The 16519-nt window shown below is 64.0% G+C and carries 17 protein-coding genes and 1 pseudogene; 15 read left to right on the top strand and 3 right to left on the bottom strand.

The features are described 5' to 3' along the window. The 12 genes from ACLP9N_RS22940 to ACLP9N_RS22885 all read left to right on the top strand — a co-directional run. Positions 1 to 869 (top strand): flavin-containing monooxygenase (locus ACLP9N_RS22940; RefSeq protein ID WP_442409545.1); only part of this gene is annotated, 869 nt, incomplete at its 5' end. Beyond that, the gene (locus ACLP9N_RS22935) at positions 866 to 1693 is read left to right on the top strand and encodes a TauD/TfdA dioxygenase family protein (RefSeq protein ID WP_442409544.1); all 828 of its coding nucleotides are present in this window, start codon (positions 866 to 868) and stop codon (positions 1691 to 1693) included. The genes ACLP9N_RS22940 and ACLP9N_RS22935, both read left to right, overlap by 4 nt. Before the next feature lie 11 nt (positions 1694 to 1704). Then, positions 1705 to 2640, top strand: a complete 936-nt coding sequence (locus ACLP9N_RS22930) for an SDR family NAD(P)-dependent oxidoreductase (RefSeq protein WP_442409543.1) — start codon at positions 1705 to 1707, stop codon at positions 2638 to 2640. Next, positions 2633 to 3841 (top strand): CaiB/BaiF CoA transferase family protein, encoded by a 1209-nt coding sequence (locus ACLP9N_RS22925; protein ID WP_442409542.1) that lies wholly within the window; start codon positions 2633 to 2635, stop codon positions 3839 to 3841. The genes ACLP9N_RS22930 and ACLP9N_RS22925 overlap by 8 nt, the downstream gene beginning before the upstream one ends. A gap of 13 nt (positions 3842 to 3854) precedes the next feature. Then, positions 3855 to 5561 (top strand): thiamine pyrophosphate-binding protein, encoded by a 1707-nt coding sequence (locus tag ACLP9N_RS22920; RefSeq protein WP_442409541.1) that lies wholly within the window; start codon positions 3855 to 3857, stop codon positions 5559 to 5561. Positions 5562 to 5591: 30 nt separating this feature from the next. Continuing rightward, a complete protein-coding gene (locus ACLP9N_RS22915; protein WP_442409540.1) occupies positions 5592 to 7028 on the top strand; it encodes an aldehyde dehydrogenase family protein in 1437 nt (478 codons plus the stop codon). A 6-nt stretch (positions 7029 to 7034) separates the two neighbouring features. Beyond that, entirely contained in the window at positions 7035 to 7925 is an 891-nt protein-coding gene (locus ACLP9N_RS22910; protein WP_442409539.1) for an SDR family NAD(P)-dependent oxidoreductase, read from the top strand. Beyond that, positions 7915 to 8517, top strand: a complete 603-nt coding sequence (locus ACLP9N_RS22905; RefSeq protein ID WP_442409538.1) for a nuclear transport factor 2 family protein — start codon at positions 7915 to 7917, stop codon at positions 8515 to 8517. The genes ACLP9N_RS22910 and ACLP9N_RS22905 overlap by 11 nt, the downstream gene beginning before the upstream one ends. A gap of 18 nt (positions 8518 to 8535) precedes the next feature. Continuing rightward, entirely contained in the window at positions 8536 to 9528 is a 993-nt protein-coding gene (gene acuI / locus ACLP9N_RS22900) for an acrylyl-CoA reductase (NADPH) (RefSeq protein ID WP_442409537.1), read from the top strand. A gap of 20 nt (positions 9529 to 9548) precedes the next feature. Beyond that, positions 9549 to 10745 carry a MaoC family dehydratase gene (locus tag ACLP9N_RS22895; RefSeq protein ID WP_442409536.1) on the top strand — a complete coding sequence of 399 codons (1197 nt, stop codon included), beginning with the start codon at positions 9549 to 9551 and terminating at the stop codon, positions 10743 to 10745. A gap of 2 nt (positions 10746 to 10747) precedes the next feature. Beyond that, entirely contained in the window at positions 10748 to 12460 is a 1713-nt protein-coding gene (locus ACLP9N_RS22890; protein WP_442409535.1) for a class I adenylate-forming enzyme family protein, read from the top strand. Between the two features lie 49 nt (positions 12461 to 12509). Continuing rightward, positions 12510 to 13652: an NDMA-dependent alcohol dehydrogenase gene (locus ACLP9N_RS22885; RefSeq protein WP_442409546.1), complete on the top strand. Its 1143-nt coding sequence runs from the start codon at positions 12510 to 12512 to the stop codon at positions 13650 to 13652. Positions 13653 to 13664: 12 nt separating this feature from the next. On the opposite strand, the gene ACLP9N_RS22880 is transcribed toward ACLP9N_RS22885, so the two are convergent. Both ACLP9N_RS22880 and ACLP9N_RS22875 read right to left on the bottom strand, forming a co-directional pair. Beyond that, on the bottom strand, positions 13665 to 14126 hold the full coding sequence (locus tag ACLP9N_RS22880) for an SRPBCC family protein (protein WP_442409534.1): 462 nt from the start codon (positions 14124 to 14126) through the stop codon (positions 13665 to 13667). Continuing rightward, positions 14123 to 14989: a rhomboid family intramembrane serine protease gene (locus ACLP9N_RS22875; RefSeq protein WP_442409533.1), complete on the bottom strand. Its 867-nt coding sequence runs from the start codon at positions 14987 to 14989 to the stop codon at positions 14123 to 14125. Before ACLP9N_RS22875 ends, ACLP9N_RS22880 begins: the two co-directional genes overlap by 4 nt. A gap of 53 nt (positions 14990 to 15042) precedes the next feature. Between ACLP9N_RS22875 and ACLP9N_RS22870 the strand changes: the two genes are divergently transcribed. From ACLP9N_RS22870 to ACLP9N_RS22860, 3 genes are all read left to right on the top strand, one after another. Further along, positions 15043 to 15435 (top strand): nuclear transport factor 2 family protein, encoded by a 393-nt coding sequence (locus ACLP9N_RS22870; RefSeq protein WP_442409532.1) that lies wholly within the window; start codon positions 15043 to 15045, stop codon positions 15433 to 15435. A 42-nt stretch (positions 15436 to 15477) separates the two neighbouring features. Then, positions 15478 to 15702, top strand: a complete 225-nt coding sequence (locus tag ACLP9N_RS22865) for a hypothetical protein (RefSeq protein WP_442409531.1) — start codon at positions 15478 to 15480, stop codon at positions 15700 to 15702. 162 nt (positions 15703 to 15864) lie between these two features. Next, a complete protein-coding gene (locus tag ACLP9N_RS22860) occupies positions 15865 to 16098 on the top strand; it encodes a hypothetical protein (RefSeq protein ID WP_442409530.1) in 234 nt (77 codons plus the stop codon). 99 nt (positions 16099 to 16197) lie between these two features. Here ACLP9N_RS22860 and ACLP9N_RS22855 read toward each other — a convergent pair. After that, positions 16198 to 16519, bottom strand: a pseudogene (locus ACLP9N_RS22855) (hypothetical protein); the annotation flags it as partial.

The following is a 16519-nucleotide window of genomic DNA, read 5'->3' as shown; positions in this document are numbered from 1 at the left end:
TCTGCGATTTCTGGACCGAACTAGGGCGCAACATGACCGCACGGATCGCGGCGATGGAGGATCCCGCGTCCCTGTCGATCGAACAGATCACCGCGATCCACGAAGAAGAGGACTACAAGGTCATGGAGCGGCTCCGACGCCACGTCGAGGCCATCGTGGACGACCCCGACACCGCCGAGGCCCTCAAGCCGTACTACCGGTTCATGTGCAAGCGACCGTGCAGCAACGACGAGTATTTGCCGACGTTCAACCGGCCAAACGTGACGCTAGTCGACGTGTCGGAGTGCAAGGGCGTCGAACGGGTAACAGAGAAGGGCCTGGTCGCCAACGGCGTTGAGTACGAGGTCGACTGCATCATCTGGGCCAGCGGTTTCGAAATCACGACCGAGATCAGCCGGCGCTATGCTATCGACGTCATCGAGGGCCGCGACGGCCTATCGCTGTTCGACCACTGGCGGGACGGCTATAAGTCGCTGCACGGCACGACGAGTGTCGGCTTCCCGAATCAGTTCTTCACCGGCTTCATTCAGGGCGGCGTGTCGGCGAACACCACCGCGATGTTCGAACAGCAGGCCGAACACATCGCCTACATCATCTCCGAAGCAATAGCGCACGGCGCGATGACCGTCGAGCCGAGCGAGGAAGCCCAGGACGACTGGGTCAAGACGATCCGCGAAGTCTCGATAGACACATCGGAATTCGCGGTCTCCTGCACGCCCGGCTATTACAACAATGAGGGCGGCGGTGGCGGCGAGGGCATCCGCTCGGCTATCGGCGAGTACTACGCGCCCGGCTTCTATGCGTTCGGTGACCTGATCAAGGAGTGGCGCGACAAGGGCGACTTGGAAGGTCTGGTCTTGGGCGCATGACGGTCACGACGTTCTCGACCCGCGATCTCGCTCCGCGCATCGCCACCGAAATCCGCGCCGACAAGCGGGATCTGCTCAGCGGTGTCCACGCCGGTGTCCTCCGCGAGCTGCTCGAGCGACGAGAAGTATTGGTTTTTCCGCAGATCCACTTAACCGACGACGAACAGATCACGTTCACCGAGACGCTGGGTACCCTGGCAACCGAACGGCGCGGAGAGCAGGTCTACAACGTCACCTTGGACACCGCCGTGAATAAGCAGGCCGACTACCTCAAAGGATCTTTGTACTGGCACATCGACGGGACGATGAACGAGGTGCCCATCTTCGCGTCGTTACTGTCTTGCAAGGTGCTTCCCCGAGACGGCGGCGGTGATACCGAGTTTTGCAACACCTACGCGGCCTACGTGGATCTGCCCGACGAGGACAAACAGCCGCTCGAGTCGCTGCGGGCGATGCATTCAACGTGGAATACGCTGCTTTACTACGACCCGGAACCCGACATCACGACGTTGAGTCAGATGATGGCCCTCGGCGAGCGGGAGCTGCCCTTGGTCTGGAAGCACCGGTCTGGCCGCAAGTCGCTGATCCTCGGTTGCACCGCCAGTCGCATTCTCGGCATCGATGTCAAAACGAGCACCAAACCGCTTGTGCGTTTGCGTGATTGGGCGACTCACCCGGAATTCGTGTATCGCCATACGTGGTCTGTCGGCGACCTGGTGATGTGGGACAACACCGGCACGATGCATCGTGCCCGGCCCTACGACCCCGACTCCGGGCGGATGCTGACCCGCACCAAACTTGCCGGTGAGGAACCGTTCACTTGAGCGGGATCACTATGCCTCAACTTAGATTCGACGACCGCGTCGCCGTCGTGACCGGTGCCGGCCGCGGGTTAGGGCGCGCATACGCGGAACTGCTGGCATCGCGCGGAGCGAAGGTTGTCGTCAACGACCCCGGCGGCAGCCTCGCCGGCGAGGGTGTGGACGCCAGGCCGGCTGAGCACGTGGCCGGTGAGATCGCGGCCGCCGGAGGACAAGCCGTCGCGTGTACCGAGTCGGTCACGACCCGCGACGGCGGCGATGCGATTATCCAGACCGCACTCGAACACTACGGTCGCCTCGACATCCTGATTCACAACGCCGGCAACGTCCGTCGCGGCTCGCTGAAGGAGATGAGCTACGAAGATTTCGACGCGGTGCTGGACGTGCACTTGCGCGGCGCGTTCAACGTTGTGCGGCCTGCATTTCCGGTTATGTGCAGGGCCGGCTACGGGCGCATCGTGTTGACATCCTCGATCGGCGGCTTGTACGGAAACCACGGCGTAGCCAACTACGCAGCCGCCAAGGCCGGCGTGATCGGGCTGTCCAACGTCGCGGCCATCGAAGGTGCCGCCGACGGCGTGACATGCAACGTAATCGTTCCGGCCGCGGTCACACGAATGGCCGCCGGTATCGATACCTCGGCCTATCCGCCGATGGGCCCGGACCTCGTTGCGCCCGTGGTGGGTTGGCTCGCACACGAGTCCTGTTCGGTGACCGGGGAGATGTTCATCGCGCTGGCGGGTCGGGTGGCGCGGGCGGTCATCGCCGAAAGCCCCGGCGTGTGCCGCCCGTCATGGACGGTCGAGGATGTCGGCGAGTATCTGGGTGCGATCCGGAACATGGAGGCGCCGCTAACTTTTCCGGTCGTGCCCGACGGTCACGACCAGCACATCCGCTACAGCTTCGAACTGGCGCACCGGGCAAGCGATCGAGGCGCACTCCATGGCTAGCTCGACGCGCACGGGACCGCTGGCCGGTGTGCGGGTAATCGACCTTACCGCGATGGTGATGGGCCCGTACTGCACGCAGATCATGGCCGACATGGGTGCTGATGTAATCAAAGTCGAACCGCCACAAGGCGATAACACCCGCTACATCTCGGTGGGTCCGGCACCGGGCATGAGTGGCGTCTTCGTCAACGTCAACCGCGGCAAACGGAGCATCGTGCTGGACCTGCAAACCGATGCCGGAACGCGGGCGCTGCGCGCGCTTGTTGAGACCGCCGATGTGTTCATCCACTCGATGCGCGCCAAAGCGATCGCCAAACTCGGCTTCGCCTATGAAGACGTCGCCGCGATCAACCCAGAGATCGTCTACACCAATTGCTACGGGTACGGGCGCCGCGGACCCGATCGCGACCGGCCCGCCTATGACGACACGATCCAGGCTGAATGCGGCCTGCCGGCGGTACAACAGCAACTGACCGGCGAGGCCGACTACGTCGGAACCATCATGGCCGACAAGGTCACCGGGCTGACCGCGCTGTACGCGACGACCATGGCGTTGTTTCACCGCGAGCGTACCGGGGAGGGGCAGGAAGTCGAGGTCGCCATGTTCGAAACCATGGCCTCGTTCATGCTCGTCGAACACGCCAACGGCGCCCTGTTCGACCCTCCCCTGGGGCCGGCGGTGTATCCGCGCACCGTGGCGCCCAACCGTCGCCCATATCGCACCAGCGACGGCCACATCGCCGCATTGATTTACAACGACAAACACTGGAATGCGTTCATCAACGCAGTGCGGCCGCCGTGGGACAGTGAGCTGTATTCGACGCTGGAACAGCGCGCCCACCAGATTGACACGGTGTACGGATTAGTGGCCGAGACGATGAAACAGCGCTCGACGCAGGACTGGCTGGCGCTGTTCGGCGAGCTCGAGATACCGGCCGCGCCACTCAACACACCAGGCGCCTTGTTCGACGATCCGCATCTCAATGCCGTCGGGATGTTCGAGACCGTGGACACCCCGCACGGACCGGTGCGCTTCCCGGGCGTACCCACCTGGTTTTCCCGGACACCGGGTCGCGTTGCGGGGCCGGCGCCAGAGCTGGGCGCGGACACCGCCGAGATCCTCGACGAGCTGGATCTGGCCGTCGACGTGAAACCCATGTCTGGGGCCGGAAACGACTTGCTCAACGGTATCTATCCCTAAGGAGTTTTCCACCATGGCTGTGCCTGTTTACAAACGCATTCTCGACCTGTTCGAGGCCGAGGGTGTGAATACGTTGTTCGGTATCCCCGACCCGAACTTCGTGCACCTGTTCCTCGAGGCGGAGTCGCGTGGCTGGGCTGTGATCTCGCCTCATCACGAGGAGAGTGCGGGTTTCATGGCCGAGGCTGTCTCGCGGATGACGGGCAAGCCGGGCTTGTGCATCGGCACGCTGGGTCCCGGCGTGGCCAATATCGCCGGGGCGATGATGTGCGCCAAGGTGGAGAACTCGCCGGTCATCTTCCTCGGCGGCCAGCGGGCGCGCATCACCGAGCGGCGCGTCCGGCGTGGACGCATCCAGTTCGTCCGCCAGGAAGAACTTTTCGCGCCGACGGTTAAGTACAGCGCGTCGATCGAATACGCCGACCAAACCGATGAAATCATTCGAGAGGCCATTCGGCGCGCGATGTCGACGACGCCCGGCCCGGCTTACGTCGAGTTCCCGTCTCACGTGATTCTGGAAGAGTTGGATGTCCCAGACCCGCTGCCTCCCAGCGCGTATCGGCTTGTAAACCACGGGGCTGGCGCGCGGGAGATCGCCGAGGCAGCCAGGCTGGTGCGCGAGGCCGAGAACCCGGTCCTGCTGGTCGGCCACGGCGTTCACACGTCGCGCACCGCAGATGCGGTCAGGGAACTGGCCGAGCTGATGGCCTGCCCGGTTATCCAGACATCGGGTGGCACCTCGTTCATCCCCGGTCTTCAGGACCGCACCTTTCCCTACGGTTTCTCGTCTGCGGCAATCGAGGCCGTGGTCGCGTCGGACCTGTGCATAGCGCTCGGGACCGAGCTCGGCGAACCGGTTCATTACGGCAAAACACGCCACTGGGAACAGAACAACGCCGCTCGCAAGTGGGTCTATGTCGAGCAGGACCCGACGGCGATCGGGGTGAACCGACCGGTGGACGTGCCGCTGGTGGGAGACCTGCGCGGCGTGGTGCCTCAGCTGGTCGAAGCGCTGAAGGACACCCCGCGTTCGCCGTCGGCCGATCTTGCCCGCTGGATCAAACAGGATGCCGACCAGCTTGCCGAACTGGCGGAGACCGCGCCCAGCGGCCGCAGCCCGGTCCACCCGGCGCGCTTCGTGGTCGAGGCGACCAAAGCCTTCCCGCCCGAGGGGATCATGGTCCGCGACGGCGGTGCGACGGTCATCTTTCAGTGGACCTATTCGCTGGCCAAGCCGCACGACGTCATCTGGAACCAGAACTTCGGCCACTTGGGCACGGGCTTGCCCTATGCCGTCGGCGCTTCGGTCGCCGACGGCGGCAAGCGGCCGGTCATGCTGCTGACCAGCGACTCCTCGTTCATGTTCCATATCGCCGAGCTGGAGACCGCCGCGCGTCTAAAGCTGCCGCTGGTGTGCGTTGTGGGTGTCGACCACCAATGGGGTCTCGAGGTCGGCGTCTACAAGCGCACGTTCGCTCAGCCGTCACCGCAGCCCGGTGTGCACTGGAGCAAGGACGTGCGCTTCGACAAGATCGCCGAGGGTTTCGGCTGTTACGGCGAATACGTGGAAAAGGAAGAGGAGATCGGTCCGGCGATCGAGCGAGCCTATGCCAGCGGCAAGACCGCCGTCGTGCACGTCTGCATCGACCCGAAGGCGAACTCCGAGGAGATGCCGAACTATGGTGAATTCCGCACTTGGTACGCCGAAGGCACCCAGTAAAGAAAGAAAGGAACGGGGAAAGAAGAAGCCATGCGCGAATACCTGAAGTTCTACATTGACGGCTCTTGGGTCGACCCGTTGCGGCCCAATAGTTTTGACGTCGAAAACCCGGCGACCGAGCAGGTGTCTGGGCACATCTCGCTCGGCTCGGCCGCCGACGTCGACGTGGCGGTCAAGGCCGCCCGACGGGCTTTCACCGGCTGGTCACAAACCAGTCGCCAACAGCGCCTCGATCTGCTGGAGGCCATCCTCGCCGAATACCAGAAGCGTGCGGGCGACCTCGCCGACGCGGTCACCGAGGAAATGGGTGCGCCGCCGTCGCTGGCGGCCGGTCCGCAGGTCCAACTCGGGATCGGTCACCTAGTGACGGCGATCGACGTGCTGAAGAACTTCCCATTCGAGGAGCAGCACGGGGCAACGCTGATCGCCAAGGAGCCGATCGGCGTGTGCGGGCTGATCACGCCATGGAACTGGCCGCTCAACCAGATCGCGGTCAAGGTGTACCCGGCGTTGGCAACCGGGTGCACGATGGTCCTGAAACCGTCTGAGGTGGCGCCGTTCTCGGCCTACATCTTCACCGAGATCCTTGATGCCGCGGGGGTGCCGGCCGGTGTCTACAACCTGGTCAACGGCGATGGCCCCGGCGTCGGCGTCGCGCTGGCGAGCCACCCCGACGTCGACATGGTGTCGTTCACCGGATCCACCCGCGCAGGTGTCGAGGTGGCCACGAATGCCGCTCCGACAGTGAAGCGGGTGACTCAGGAACTCGGCGGCAAGAGTCCCAACATTGTCCTCGACGACGCGGGCTTCGCCGACAGCGTCCGCGCCGGCGTGGTCAACATGATGCCGAATTCCGGGCAGAGTTGTAACGCGCCGTCGCGCATGCTGGTCCCGAATTCGCGTATGGCCGAGGCGATCACCATCGCGCGGGACACCGCCGAGCAGGTGAAGGTGGGCAACCCCGGCGATAAAACGGCGATCGGGCCGGTGGCATCGAGGGCACAATTCGACAAGGTCCAGGGCCTGATCCAGAAAGGCATCGACGAAGGCGCGACCGTCGTGGCCGGCGGCCCGGGTCGCCCGGCAGGGTTGGACAAGGGTTACTACGTCAAGCCGACTGTCTTCGCCAACGTCACCAACGACATGACGATTGCGCGCGAGGAGATCTTCGGGCCGGTGCTGTGCGTCCTCGGCTATGACGACATCGATCAAGCCGTGGAGATCGCCAACGACACCGATTACGGCTTGGCCGGCTATGTCTCGGGGGCCGACTACGACAAGGCGCGAGAGGTGGCCCGCAAGATCCGGGCCGGGTGGGTGACGATCAATCATGCCTTCGACATGAACGCGGCGTTCGGCGGCTACAAGCACAGCGGCAACGGTCGAGAGTGGAGCGAGTTCGGGTTCCACGAGTATCTAGAGGTCAAAAGCACCTTGGGCTTTGCGCCCGACAAAGCCGCCGGATAGCGGACGATGAGTTCCCTGGGTTCCCTGACAGGGAAAGTCGCGCTGGTGACCGGCGCCAGCCGCGGGATCGGCAAGGGAATCGCGCTGGCGCTCGGAGCCGAAGGGGCGGCAGTGTACGTCTCGGGACGCACGGTCGACCCGGGCATGCAATCGCTGCCCGGCACAGTGGGGGAGACCGCCGAGGAAGTCTGCCGCCGTGGCGGCAAGGGCGTCGCTGTGGTGGTTGACCACCGTGATGATGATCAGGTGGCTGCGCTGTTCGACCAGATTCATCGTGAGCAGGGCATGCTCGACATCCTGGTCAACAACGCCTTCGCCATTCCCGAGGATCTGACAGAGCCCAGGCCGTTCTGGGAAAAGCCGCTGTCGGACTGGGAGATGGTCGACGTCGGTGTGCGATCAAACTTTGTCGCGGCATGGCATGCGGCGAAGATCATGGTCGGCCAGCGGTCGGGGCTGATCGTTGCGGTCTCTGGCTACGTCGGGGTGACCTACACCTATGGCGTTGTGTTCGGGATGTGCAAGACCGCGGTCGACCGAATGGCGCGCGATATGGCCATCGAGTTGCAGCCACACCACGTCGCGTCGCTGTCGTTGTGGCAGGGACTAACCTCCACCGAACGGGCGCAACGCAACTTGGCGCGCAACCCCGCCATGCAGGAGCTGACGGTCACCAAGCCCGCCTTTGGCTGCTCGCCCGAATTTCCGGGCCGGGTGATCGCAGCACTGGCTGGTGACCCCGACGTGATGACGCGGTCGGGAGGCACATTCATCACCGCCGAGGTTGCGCAGGACTACGGGATCACCGACATCGATGGGCGGGTCATCCCGTCGCTGCGGGCCGAGCGCGGCTCGCCGATCTGGGGACCAATCGCGGAGGCCGCCCATGGACGCTGAACGTCTTGGATGGCTACTCGACCGGCAGGACATCCTGGACTGCCTGACGCGGTTCAGTCGCGGCATGGACCGCTTCGACCGGGAACTTCTGCTGTCCGCCTTTCATCCGAACGCGGTGATCGCTGTGGGCGACTTCGTTGGCGGCCCCGCCGATCTCTACGACTGGGCTTCGGCTATGCATGAGCAGGGCCAGGTAGCCACGCACCACAATCTGCTCAACAACACCTGTGAGATCGACGGCGAAACCGCGCATAGCGAGACGTATTACTTGTTCGTCGGGCGTAACCGCGACGAGACGAACTGGATGGCCGGCGGCCGCTATATCGATCGGCTGGACCGGGGTGATGGAGCCTGGCGGATCGCGTTGCGTACCAACATCATCGAATGGTCAGGCATGGTCCCCACCCTGCCAATCCCATTCGCGGATGTGCCCGACATCCACGGCAACGGCGCGCCGTCGCGCAGCAAGGGGGATCCGTCGTATCAGCGGCCGCTCCTCAATCGGCGGGCGAGGCGGAAATCCGCTGGTGACGAAGGCGATCTCGGGCCATACGGCCGAGAAGGCGGTCGATTAGGTCGGTTACCACGTTAGAAGGAGATGATTTCATCGATGTTTTCAGCAGTTTTGATCGAGAAGGGTGAGGCGGGACAGACGGTTGGGGTCACCGAGCTGGACGAGGCGCAGCTGCCCGACGGCTCGGATGACACGGTCAGTATCGACGTCGAGTACTCCACGCTGAACTACAAGGATGGCCTGGCCATTACGGGCAAATCGCCTGTGGTGCGCAAATTTCCGATGGTTCCGGGTATCGATCTCGCCGGCGTGGTGACCGAGAGTAGCCATGCCGACTGGAGCAAGGGCGATCGTGTGGTGCTCAACGGTTGGGGCGTGGGCGAGACGCATTGGGGCGGCCTCGCTCAGCGCGCCCGCCTCAACGGCGATTGGCTGATACCCTTGCCATCCGCTTTCACCACCGGTCAGGCGATGGCGATCGGCACCGCAGGCTACACGGCCAGCCTTTGCGTGGACGCCCTGCTGCAGCACGGGGCGTCTCCGGATCAGGGCGAGATTCTGGTGACCGGCGCGACCGGCGGCGTCGGGACGGTCGCGGTCGCGTTGTTGAATGCGGCCGGGTTCAAAGTGGCTGCCGCGACTGGGAAGTCGTCGGAAGGGCAGTTCCTGCAGCAACTCGGCGCCGTGACGGTGTTGGACCGTGCTGAGTTAAGCGAGGCCGGCAAGCCGTTGCAGAAGGAGCGCTGGGCGGGCGTCGTCGACACAGTCGGCAGCCATACGCTGGTCAACGCCTGCGCGCAGACGCGGTATGGCGGCGCGGTTGCCGCATGCGGCCTGGCTGGCGGCATGGACTTTCCGGCGACGGTTGCGCCGTTTATCCTGCGCGGCGTTTCGCTGCTTGGTATCGACAGCGTGATGGCGCCCAAGCAGCGGCGCATGACCGCGTGGGAACGTCTAGCCCGCGATCTGGACGCCGGCACGCTGGATTCGATCGCCCGGGAGATCGGACTGGGCGATGCGATCGCTTCGGCGGGGGAACTGATGGACGGCAAGGTGCGCGGGCGCATCGTTGTCGACGTCAATCGCTGACGGGAGTGACGGGAGCGTTTATGGCCAAGAACGCGAGCAGTTCGCCGAGCGTCCAGCTCGATTTGACCGACGTCGATCACCGGGTGGGCAAGCCGGTCGGTGGCGGGCAGTTGTGGGATCCGTGTAGCTCATCCGACATCCGGCGCTGGGTGATGGCGATGGATTACCCCAATCCCCTGCACTGGGACGAGCAGTTTGCCCGCGACTCGAAGTACGGCGGCATAGTCGCACCGCAGTCCATCGCGGTGGCCCTCGACTACGGGCACGGCGCAGCGCCGGCGTGCGTGGGCCATATTCCGAACAGCCACTTGATCTTCGGTGGCGAGGAATGGTGGTTCTACGGCTGTCCGGTACGGCCCGGGGACAAGCTGTTCCAGGCGCGCCGGTTCCACGACTACAAGGTGACAGAGACGAAGTTCGCCGGCCCGACGATGTTCTCCCGCGGTGACACCGTCCACACCAACCAGCACGGCACCCTGGTAGCGCGCGAACGTTCCACCGCGATCCGCTATCTCTACGAGGAAGCGACCAAGCGCGGGATGTTTGAAAATCAGCTTGGCGAGATCAAACGGTGGACGCAAACCGAGCTCGAGGAAGTCGAGAGGCTGCGGCGTGAGTGGCTCGAGTCCAACCGCATGGGTGTCTCGCCGCGCTTCGACGAGGTAAAGGTTGGCGACACAGTGCCTCGTCGGGTGATCGGCCCGCACAGCATCGCCAGCTTCACCACCGAATACCGGGCGTTCCTGTTCAACATCTGGGGCACCTTCGGATGGGTGGCGCCGCCGGGTATCAAGGATCCGTGGGTCTACCAGGATCCGGGCTGGGGCAAGGACTTCGCTTTCGACGAAGAAGACGCGAAGATCGATCCACGCAAGCGCGACGGGCTCTACGTCGGCCCATCGCGCGGGCATATCGACGCCGAACGCGCCAGCGAAGTCGGCATGGCGCGCGCCTATGGTTACGGCGCAACGATGGGCGCGTGGTGCACCGACTATCTCGCGTATTGGGCCGGCCACGACGGGATGGTGCGCCATTCCAAGGCCGACTTCCGGACGCCCGCGTTCGAGGGTGACGTGACCTATTTCGACGCCGAAATCGTCGACAAGCAAGCGGAGTCGACTTGGGGTGTGCCTCTTGTACAGGTGAAGCTGCGCCTGACCAACCAGAACGGAGAAATGCTGGTGGGCTGCACAGCCGAGGTCGAACTGCCGTTGTAGCCATGGGCGACGAGACGGGTTCGCAAGCCGCACAAGGGCTTTCGATCGTATCCGGGCCGCCCCTCGCGGATGAGCCTGGGCTGGGGTCGCTCACGCTGCCGGGCTTCCTGCGCGACGTGACGCAGATGTACGGTGAGCGCGAAGCACTGGTGTGGCGCACCGCCGACGGCGCCACGCGCTGGACGTATGCGCAGCTCTGGGAACGTGCGATCGAGGTAGCGCGTGCGCTGCGCGCGTGTGGCCTGGGTAAGGACGCCCGCGTCGGCGTTTTGATGACGAACCGGCCGGAATGGCTTGCCGCGGTGTTCGGCACGGCGCTGGCCGGCGGGGTGGCCGTCACCCTCAGCACGTTTTCCACACTGCCCGAATTGGATTACCTGATCCGGGCCTCCGCCGTTTCGGTGCTATTGTTCGAGCGCTCGGTGCTGACGAAGGACTTCGCAGCCATTCTGGGCGAGCTGGAACCGGCGATCGGCACCCTGCCCTCAGGGCGGCCGGGTTCACTGGAATCGGCGAAGTACCCGTTTTTGCGCCGACTAGCACTGGTGGGCGAGCCTGCACCGGGTGTCGAAGCGTGGGATGAGTTCCTGGCATCCGGTCATGGGGAACCCCGCGAGCTGATCGAGTCAACTGCCGCCGAGGTGCTGCCAAGCGATGCCGCGGTGTTGTTCTTCTCTTCTGGCTCCACGAGCAAGCCGAAGGGCGTTCTCAGTGCCCATCGCGGGGTGTGCATCCAACTGTGGCGCTTCCGGCGCATGTACGGTTTCAGCCCCGGCGACCATGTTCGAGGGTGGACCGCCAACGGATTTTTCTGGTCAGGCAATTTTACGATGGTGCTCGGCTCAACACTGGCCAGCGGCGGGGCGCTCGTCTTGCAATCGACGTTCGACGCCGCCGAGGCGCTCGAACTCATGCAGGCCGAACGGGTGAGCTTTCCGTTCGCGTGGCCCCACCAGTGGGCCCAGCTGGAAGGCGCACCCAACTGGGACCGGGTGGATTTGAGTAGTGTGAGGTTCGCTGATTTCAAGACCCCGATCGCCCACCATCCCACGGTTTCGGGCGAGTGGTACGAACCGGGACACGCCTACGGCAATACCGAAACATTCACGATCACAACAGGTTACCCCGCCAACACTCCGCCTGAAGTCCATGCGGACAGCTTCGGAGTGGCACTGCCCGGAGTGACGCTGAAGATCACGGATCCGATTACCGGCGGCGTCGTGCCACGAGGCCAGGCAGGCGAGATCAGCGTCAAGGGACCCACACTGATGCTCGGCTATATCGGCACTCCACTTGATGAGACACTCGACTCCGAGGGGTTTTTCCCCACCGGCGACGGTGGCTATCTCGATGACGCCGGCCGACTCTACTGGCAAGGCAGGCTTACCGACATCATCAAGACCGGCGGTGCCAATGTCTCGCCACGCGAGGTTGATGAGGCCCTAATCGCCCATTCCGGTGTCAAGGTGGCGCAGACCGTTGGCGTTCCGCACCAAACGCTCGGGGAGGTCGTTGTGTCCTGCGTCGTGCCGCACGACGAGGTGATCCTTGATACCGAACAGCTTTTGGCGTTCCTGCGGCAACGATTGGCGAGTTATAAGGTGCCGCGCCACGTGCTGTTCTTTTGTGAGGACGAAGTGGCGGTGACGGGCAATGCCAAGATCAAGGCCGGCGCGCTTCGGGAACTAGCCGCCAAGCGGCTGGCCGGCAACTGAGCCGGGCGAGACCACCATCAAGGAGGTTGCAATGAAGTGTCGTGCCGCTGTGCTGCGCGGGGTCGGCATGGACTGGGAGATCCGCGAGGTTGATCTCGACCCGCCCCGCAACGGTGAAGTCCTGGTGCGGATGGCCGTTGCCGGAATCTGCCACTCCGATGACCACCTGTTTACCGGCGACGTGGTGCCGACCCCCGAGGTGCTGGCCGCAAGCGGTCAGCCCGCACCGGACTGGTTCCCGCTGCTCGGTGGTCACGAGGGTGCTGGTGTCGTCGCAGAAGCCGGGCCGGGCGTGACGACGGTGCAGCCGGGGGACCACGTAGCGCTCTCGTTCATTCCCGCGTGCGGCAGTTGCCGGTTTTGCGTGAACGGTCAAAGCTACATCTGCGACATCGGCGCGAGCCTGTTCGTAAGGGAGATGCCCACCGACGGAACGTGCCGCCGGCATCTCGGCGACGAAAACCTTTTGGCTTATGGCCAACTCGGCACGTTCGCCGAATATGCGGTGCTATCGGAAAGGTCCGTCATCAAGATCGACGATGCGATTCCGTTCCATGCCGCCTCGCTGGTATCGTGCGGCGTCAGCACCGGCTGGGGCTCGGCAACGGTCTCGGCAGGCACCGAGCCCGGCGACACTGTCGTCGTGATCGGGACCGGCGGAGTCGGGATGAACGCCCTGCAAGGAGCTCGCGCCGTCGGCGCAACCTATGTCGTCGGAGTGGACCCGGTTGAGTCCAAGCGGGATTCGGCCAAGATCTTCGGTGCCACGCACACCGCCGCCTCCGCTGAGGAAGCGATACCTTTGGTCAGAGAGATCACCGCCGGCGTAATGGCCGACCGCGTCGTCGTCACTCCCGGCGTTGTGCACGTGGACTTGATCCCGTTGGCGATGACCCTGCTTCGCAAAGGCGGGATATGCGTGCTCACCGGCATCACCCCTTTCACTGAGCCCCCGGTTCCGTTGGTTCTGCAAGAGATGGTGCTGTCGGCCAAACAACTCAGGGGAGCGCTCTACGGCGGGATGAATCCGCGCACGAGCGTGCCGATGTTGTTGTCGTTGTATCAGGCAGGCGCATTGAAACTAGACGAGCTGGTCACCCGCCACTACCAGCTCGATCAGATCAACGAGGCGTTCGCCGACCTGCGCGAAGGGCGCAACATTCGCGGAATCATCGATTTCGCCGGCCGCTAAACCGATAGGGCATCAGGCGGATTCGAAGTGGCGCCGGATACCGGCCAACATCTCGATGTGCGCCTTGATCCCCTCGCGCGTCGTCATCGCGGCCAGCGGTCGTGGCGCGGCTATCCGTATTCGCTCGGTGACACGAGTGCCGGCCTCGATCGGCTCGAAACTTACCCTGCCGCGTAGGCGCACCCCGGGGGACTGATCGGCTTCGGTGAGCACGTCACCGTTGTGCGGGACGTACAGCCGCGCCCGGTAGGCGATCTTTATGGTCACCGGCCCCAGCGGAATTCGATCTTTCACGCGATAGCTGTGCCGGTATCCGTCCGGGGTCTGGGTGCGCGACATCGTTTCCACGGACACGATCAGGGGGTGCACGAGTTTGATGTTGTCCAGGTCGACGTAGAAATCGCGTACCTCCTCCGGTGGCGCCGGGACGTCTTCGGATAGCGCCGTTTCGGAGTGCGCGATCCACCAGCTCATAGCGAGAACTCCGCAGCGAGAACACCCGTGCGCCACCAGACCAACCCGGCGAACACACCCAACACGAGGACCGTCACCGCGGCTTGGATCACATTCCGGCGTTCCCTCGGCGCGTAAACGTAAGCCGCGGCGACCAATCCGCCCGTGACCAGCCCGCCCACGTGTCCCTGCCAACTGATCAGCTGCTTACTGACCAGCGGTGCGACGAACGTGAAGACCAGGTTGATCACGATGACCGCGGCGACCCATTGGACATTGAGTTTGAGCCGCTTTGCCACCACAAGGGCCGCTCCGAAAAGACCGAACACAGCGCCCGATGCGCCCGCCGTCGCCGTGTTGAGCGGCGACAGCAGGTAGACCAGCACCGACCCACCCAATCCGCTCAACGCATACAAGGCGCCGAACCGCAGCCGGCCGAGCAACATTTCGAGCGGTGGACCCACGACGTAGAGCGCCCACATGTTCAGCAGTAGATGGGTCGCGCCGTAATGCAGGAACGCCGAGGTCACCAAGCGGTACAGCTGCCCGTCGGCCACAGCCGGTGGCCACAGGGCGAGCTGCTTTTCCAAGTCCCCCATCGAAATCTGCAATATGAACGTGAGCACATTGATCGCGATCAGCGCATACGTGATCACCGGCATCCCCGACCGTTCCCGCCCACCGAATTGCGTCCGCGGCGCTCGAACGGTCCGGGCACCCGCCTGCACGCACTCCACGCACTGGTGGCCGACCGCGGCTGTGCGCATGCAGTCCGGGCAGATGTACCGTTCGCATCGGTTGCATCGCAGATAGGTCTGGCGACCGGGGTGCCGGTAGCAGGTCGGTGCCGCGGCCTGCGACTGCGGTGTGCTGGGGCCACTCATCGCACCAATCTTGCCTGTTCTCTCGTCCATTGAGTTGCCCTACTCTGATTTCCGTGGAGTCGCGATCGGGCGCCCCTGGAAGCCCGGAAAGCACCGTCGAGCGCTACCTAGAGTTCCTTGCCGCCCACGATTGGGACGGCTTGGCCACCACCATCGCCGAAGGCGGGCTGACCCGAGAGGGCCCCTTCTGCGACCTGATCGAGGGCAAGGATCACTACATCGCCTACCTGCGCAAGGTTCTCACCACGCTCAAAGGCCACCGACTCGACATCAAGCGGGTCTCGCGCGTCGACAGCCGCGTCTCGTTTGTCGAGCTGACCGAATCCTTTGAGATCGACGGCACAGCGGCCGCGTGGCCCGAATGCCTCCTGTTCGAGCAGAATGACGACGGCCTGATATCTCACGTCAGCGTGTTCTTCAAGCAACGACACGCCGACACCCGGTAGAGGTCTATTCCCTCACTCGCCGAATTGACCTAACGTGTCAGGATGGAGTCAGACGGAACGCCGGAGTCGGTACCGGTCGAGAAATTGCACTCGGGCGACCCGATCACCGATTGCGGTCAGCGCTACATAGTCCTCGAATCAAAAGCCGTCGGCGATAGCTGCGTAGTTCTCGAGCTGGAGTCCAGGGTGGACCACCAGTTGCAGGTCATCGAGAAATCCTTCCCCGCTGGGTACGAGGTCGGCAGGGCAAACCACCGAATTCTGTAAACCCGAATCTTCCTGCACCAATATCCGTGAGTAGCCGTTCGACGGCTACCACATATTCACGTAATTCCAAGAATGGCTGCGACGGCAGCTGCTAAACCGCGTCAGCCGTGCTGAAAACCCTTGCCACCCCGATCCTGTGGGTCGGGATCCAGACCCAAATAGGTGGCCCGCAGTCGATCCCATAGCTCCAGCTGTTCCCACGCGGGCTCGTCGCGGAACTGCTGCGCGGGGCCCCAGGGGTTCGCCGGAACCGCCACCAAGACCGGTGCCGGACGGGCGGCAGGTTTGACCACGCTCGCCGACGACGCGTTCGGCGCCAGCCCGCGCATGCCGATGATTCCGGGCACCTGGGGCGCCGACTCACCGGCGGCCCCTGAATCCGACGCGGGACGCTGAAGCGTTCGGTCGCCGTCGGCTCCGCGACATTTAACGTACGCACACAACACGCCGAGGACGGTCGCAGCAGATTAAGTCTCGAGAAGCGCCCTTGCGGCACTAATCGATCGCGTCCCAAAAGCGGGTGAGCGCCGCCGCGCCGCGAGCCGGGTCCTGCAGCATCCACCAATGTCCCAGCTGGTCGAGCACCTCCGTGCGGGCCCCGGCACGATCCGCGGCGCGACGCCGGAGTTCGTCCGAGCCGACGTAGGGGTCGTCGGTGGCAAGTAGCGAAAGGCCCGGTCGGGCCGCGCTTCTAGGACGCCGCTGATTTAGTGTGCCGGTTTCGGCGTGGCTGGGCGGGGTTGGCGCGGGTGTGCCTGGAGAATCGGTGTGTGGCTTTGGGACGTGAGAATCGGCAGGGTCGATTCGATGACGTGAT

Source organism: Mycobacterium sp., from assembly GCF_052144515.1.
GTDB lineage: Bacteria > Actinomycetota > Actinomycetes > Mycobacteriales > Mycobacteriaceae > Mycobacterium.
This window is presented reverse-complemented; position numbering and strand designations above follow the sequence as displayed.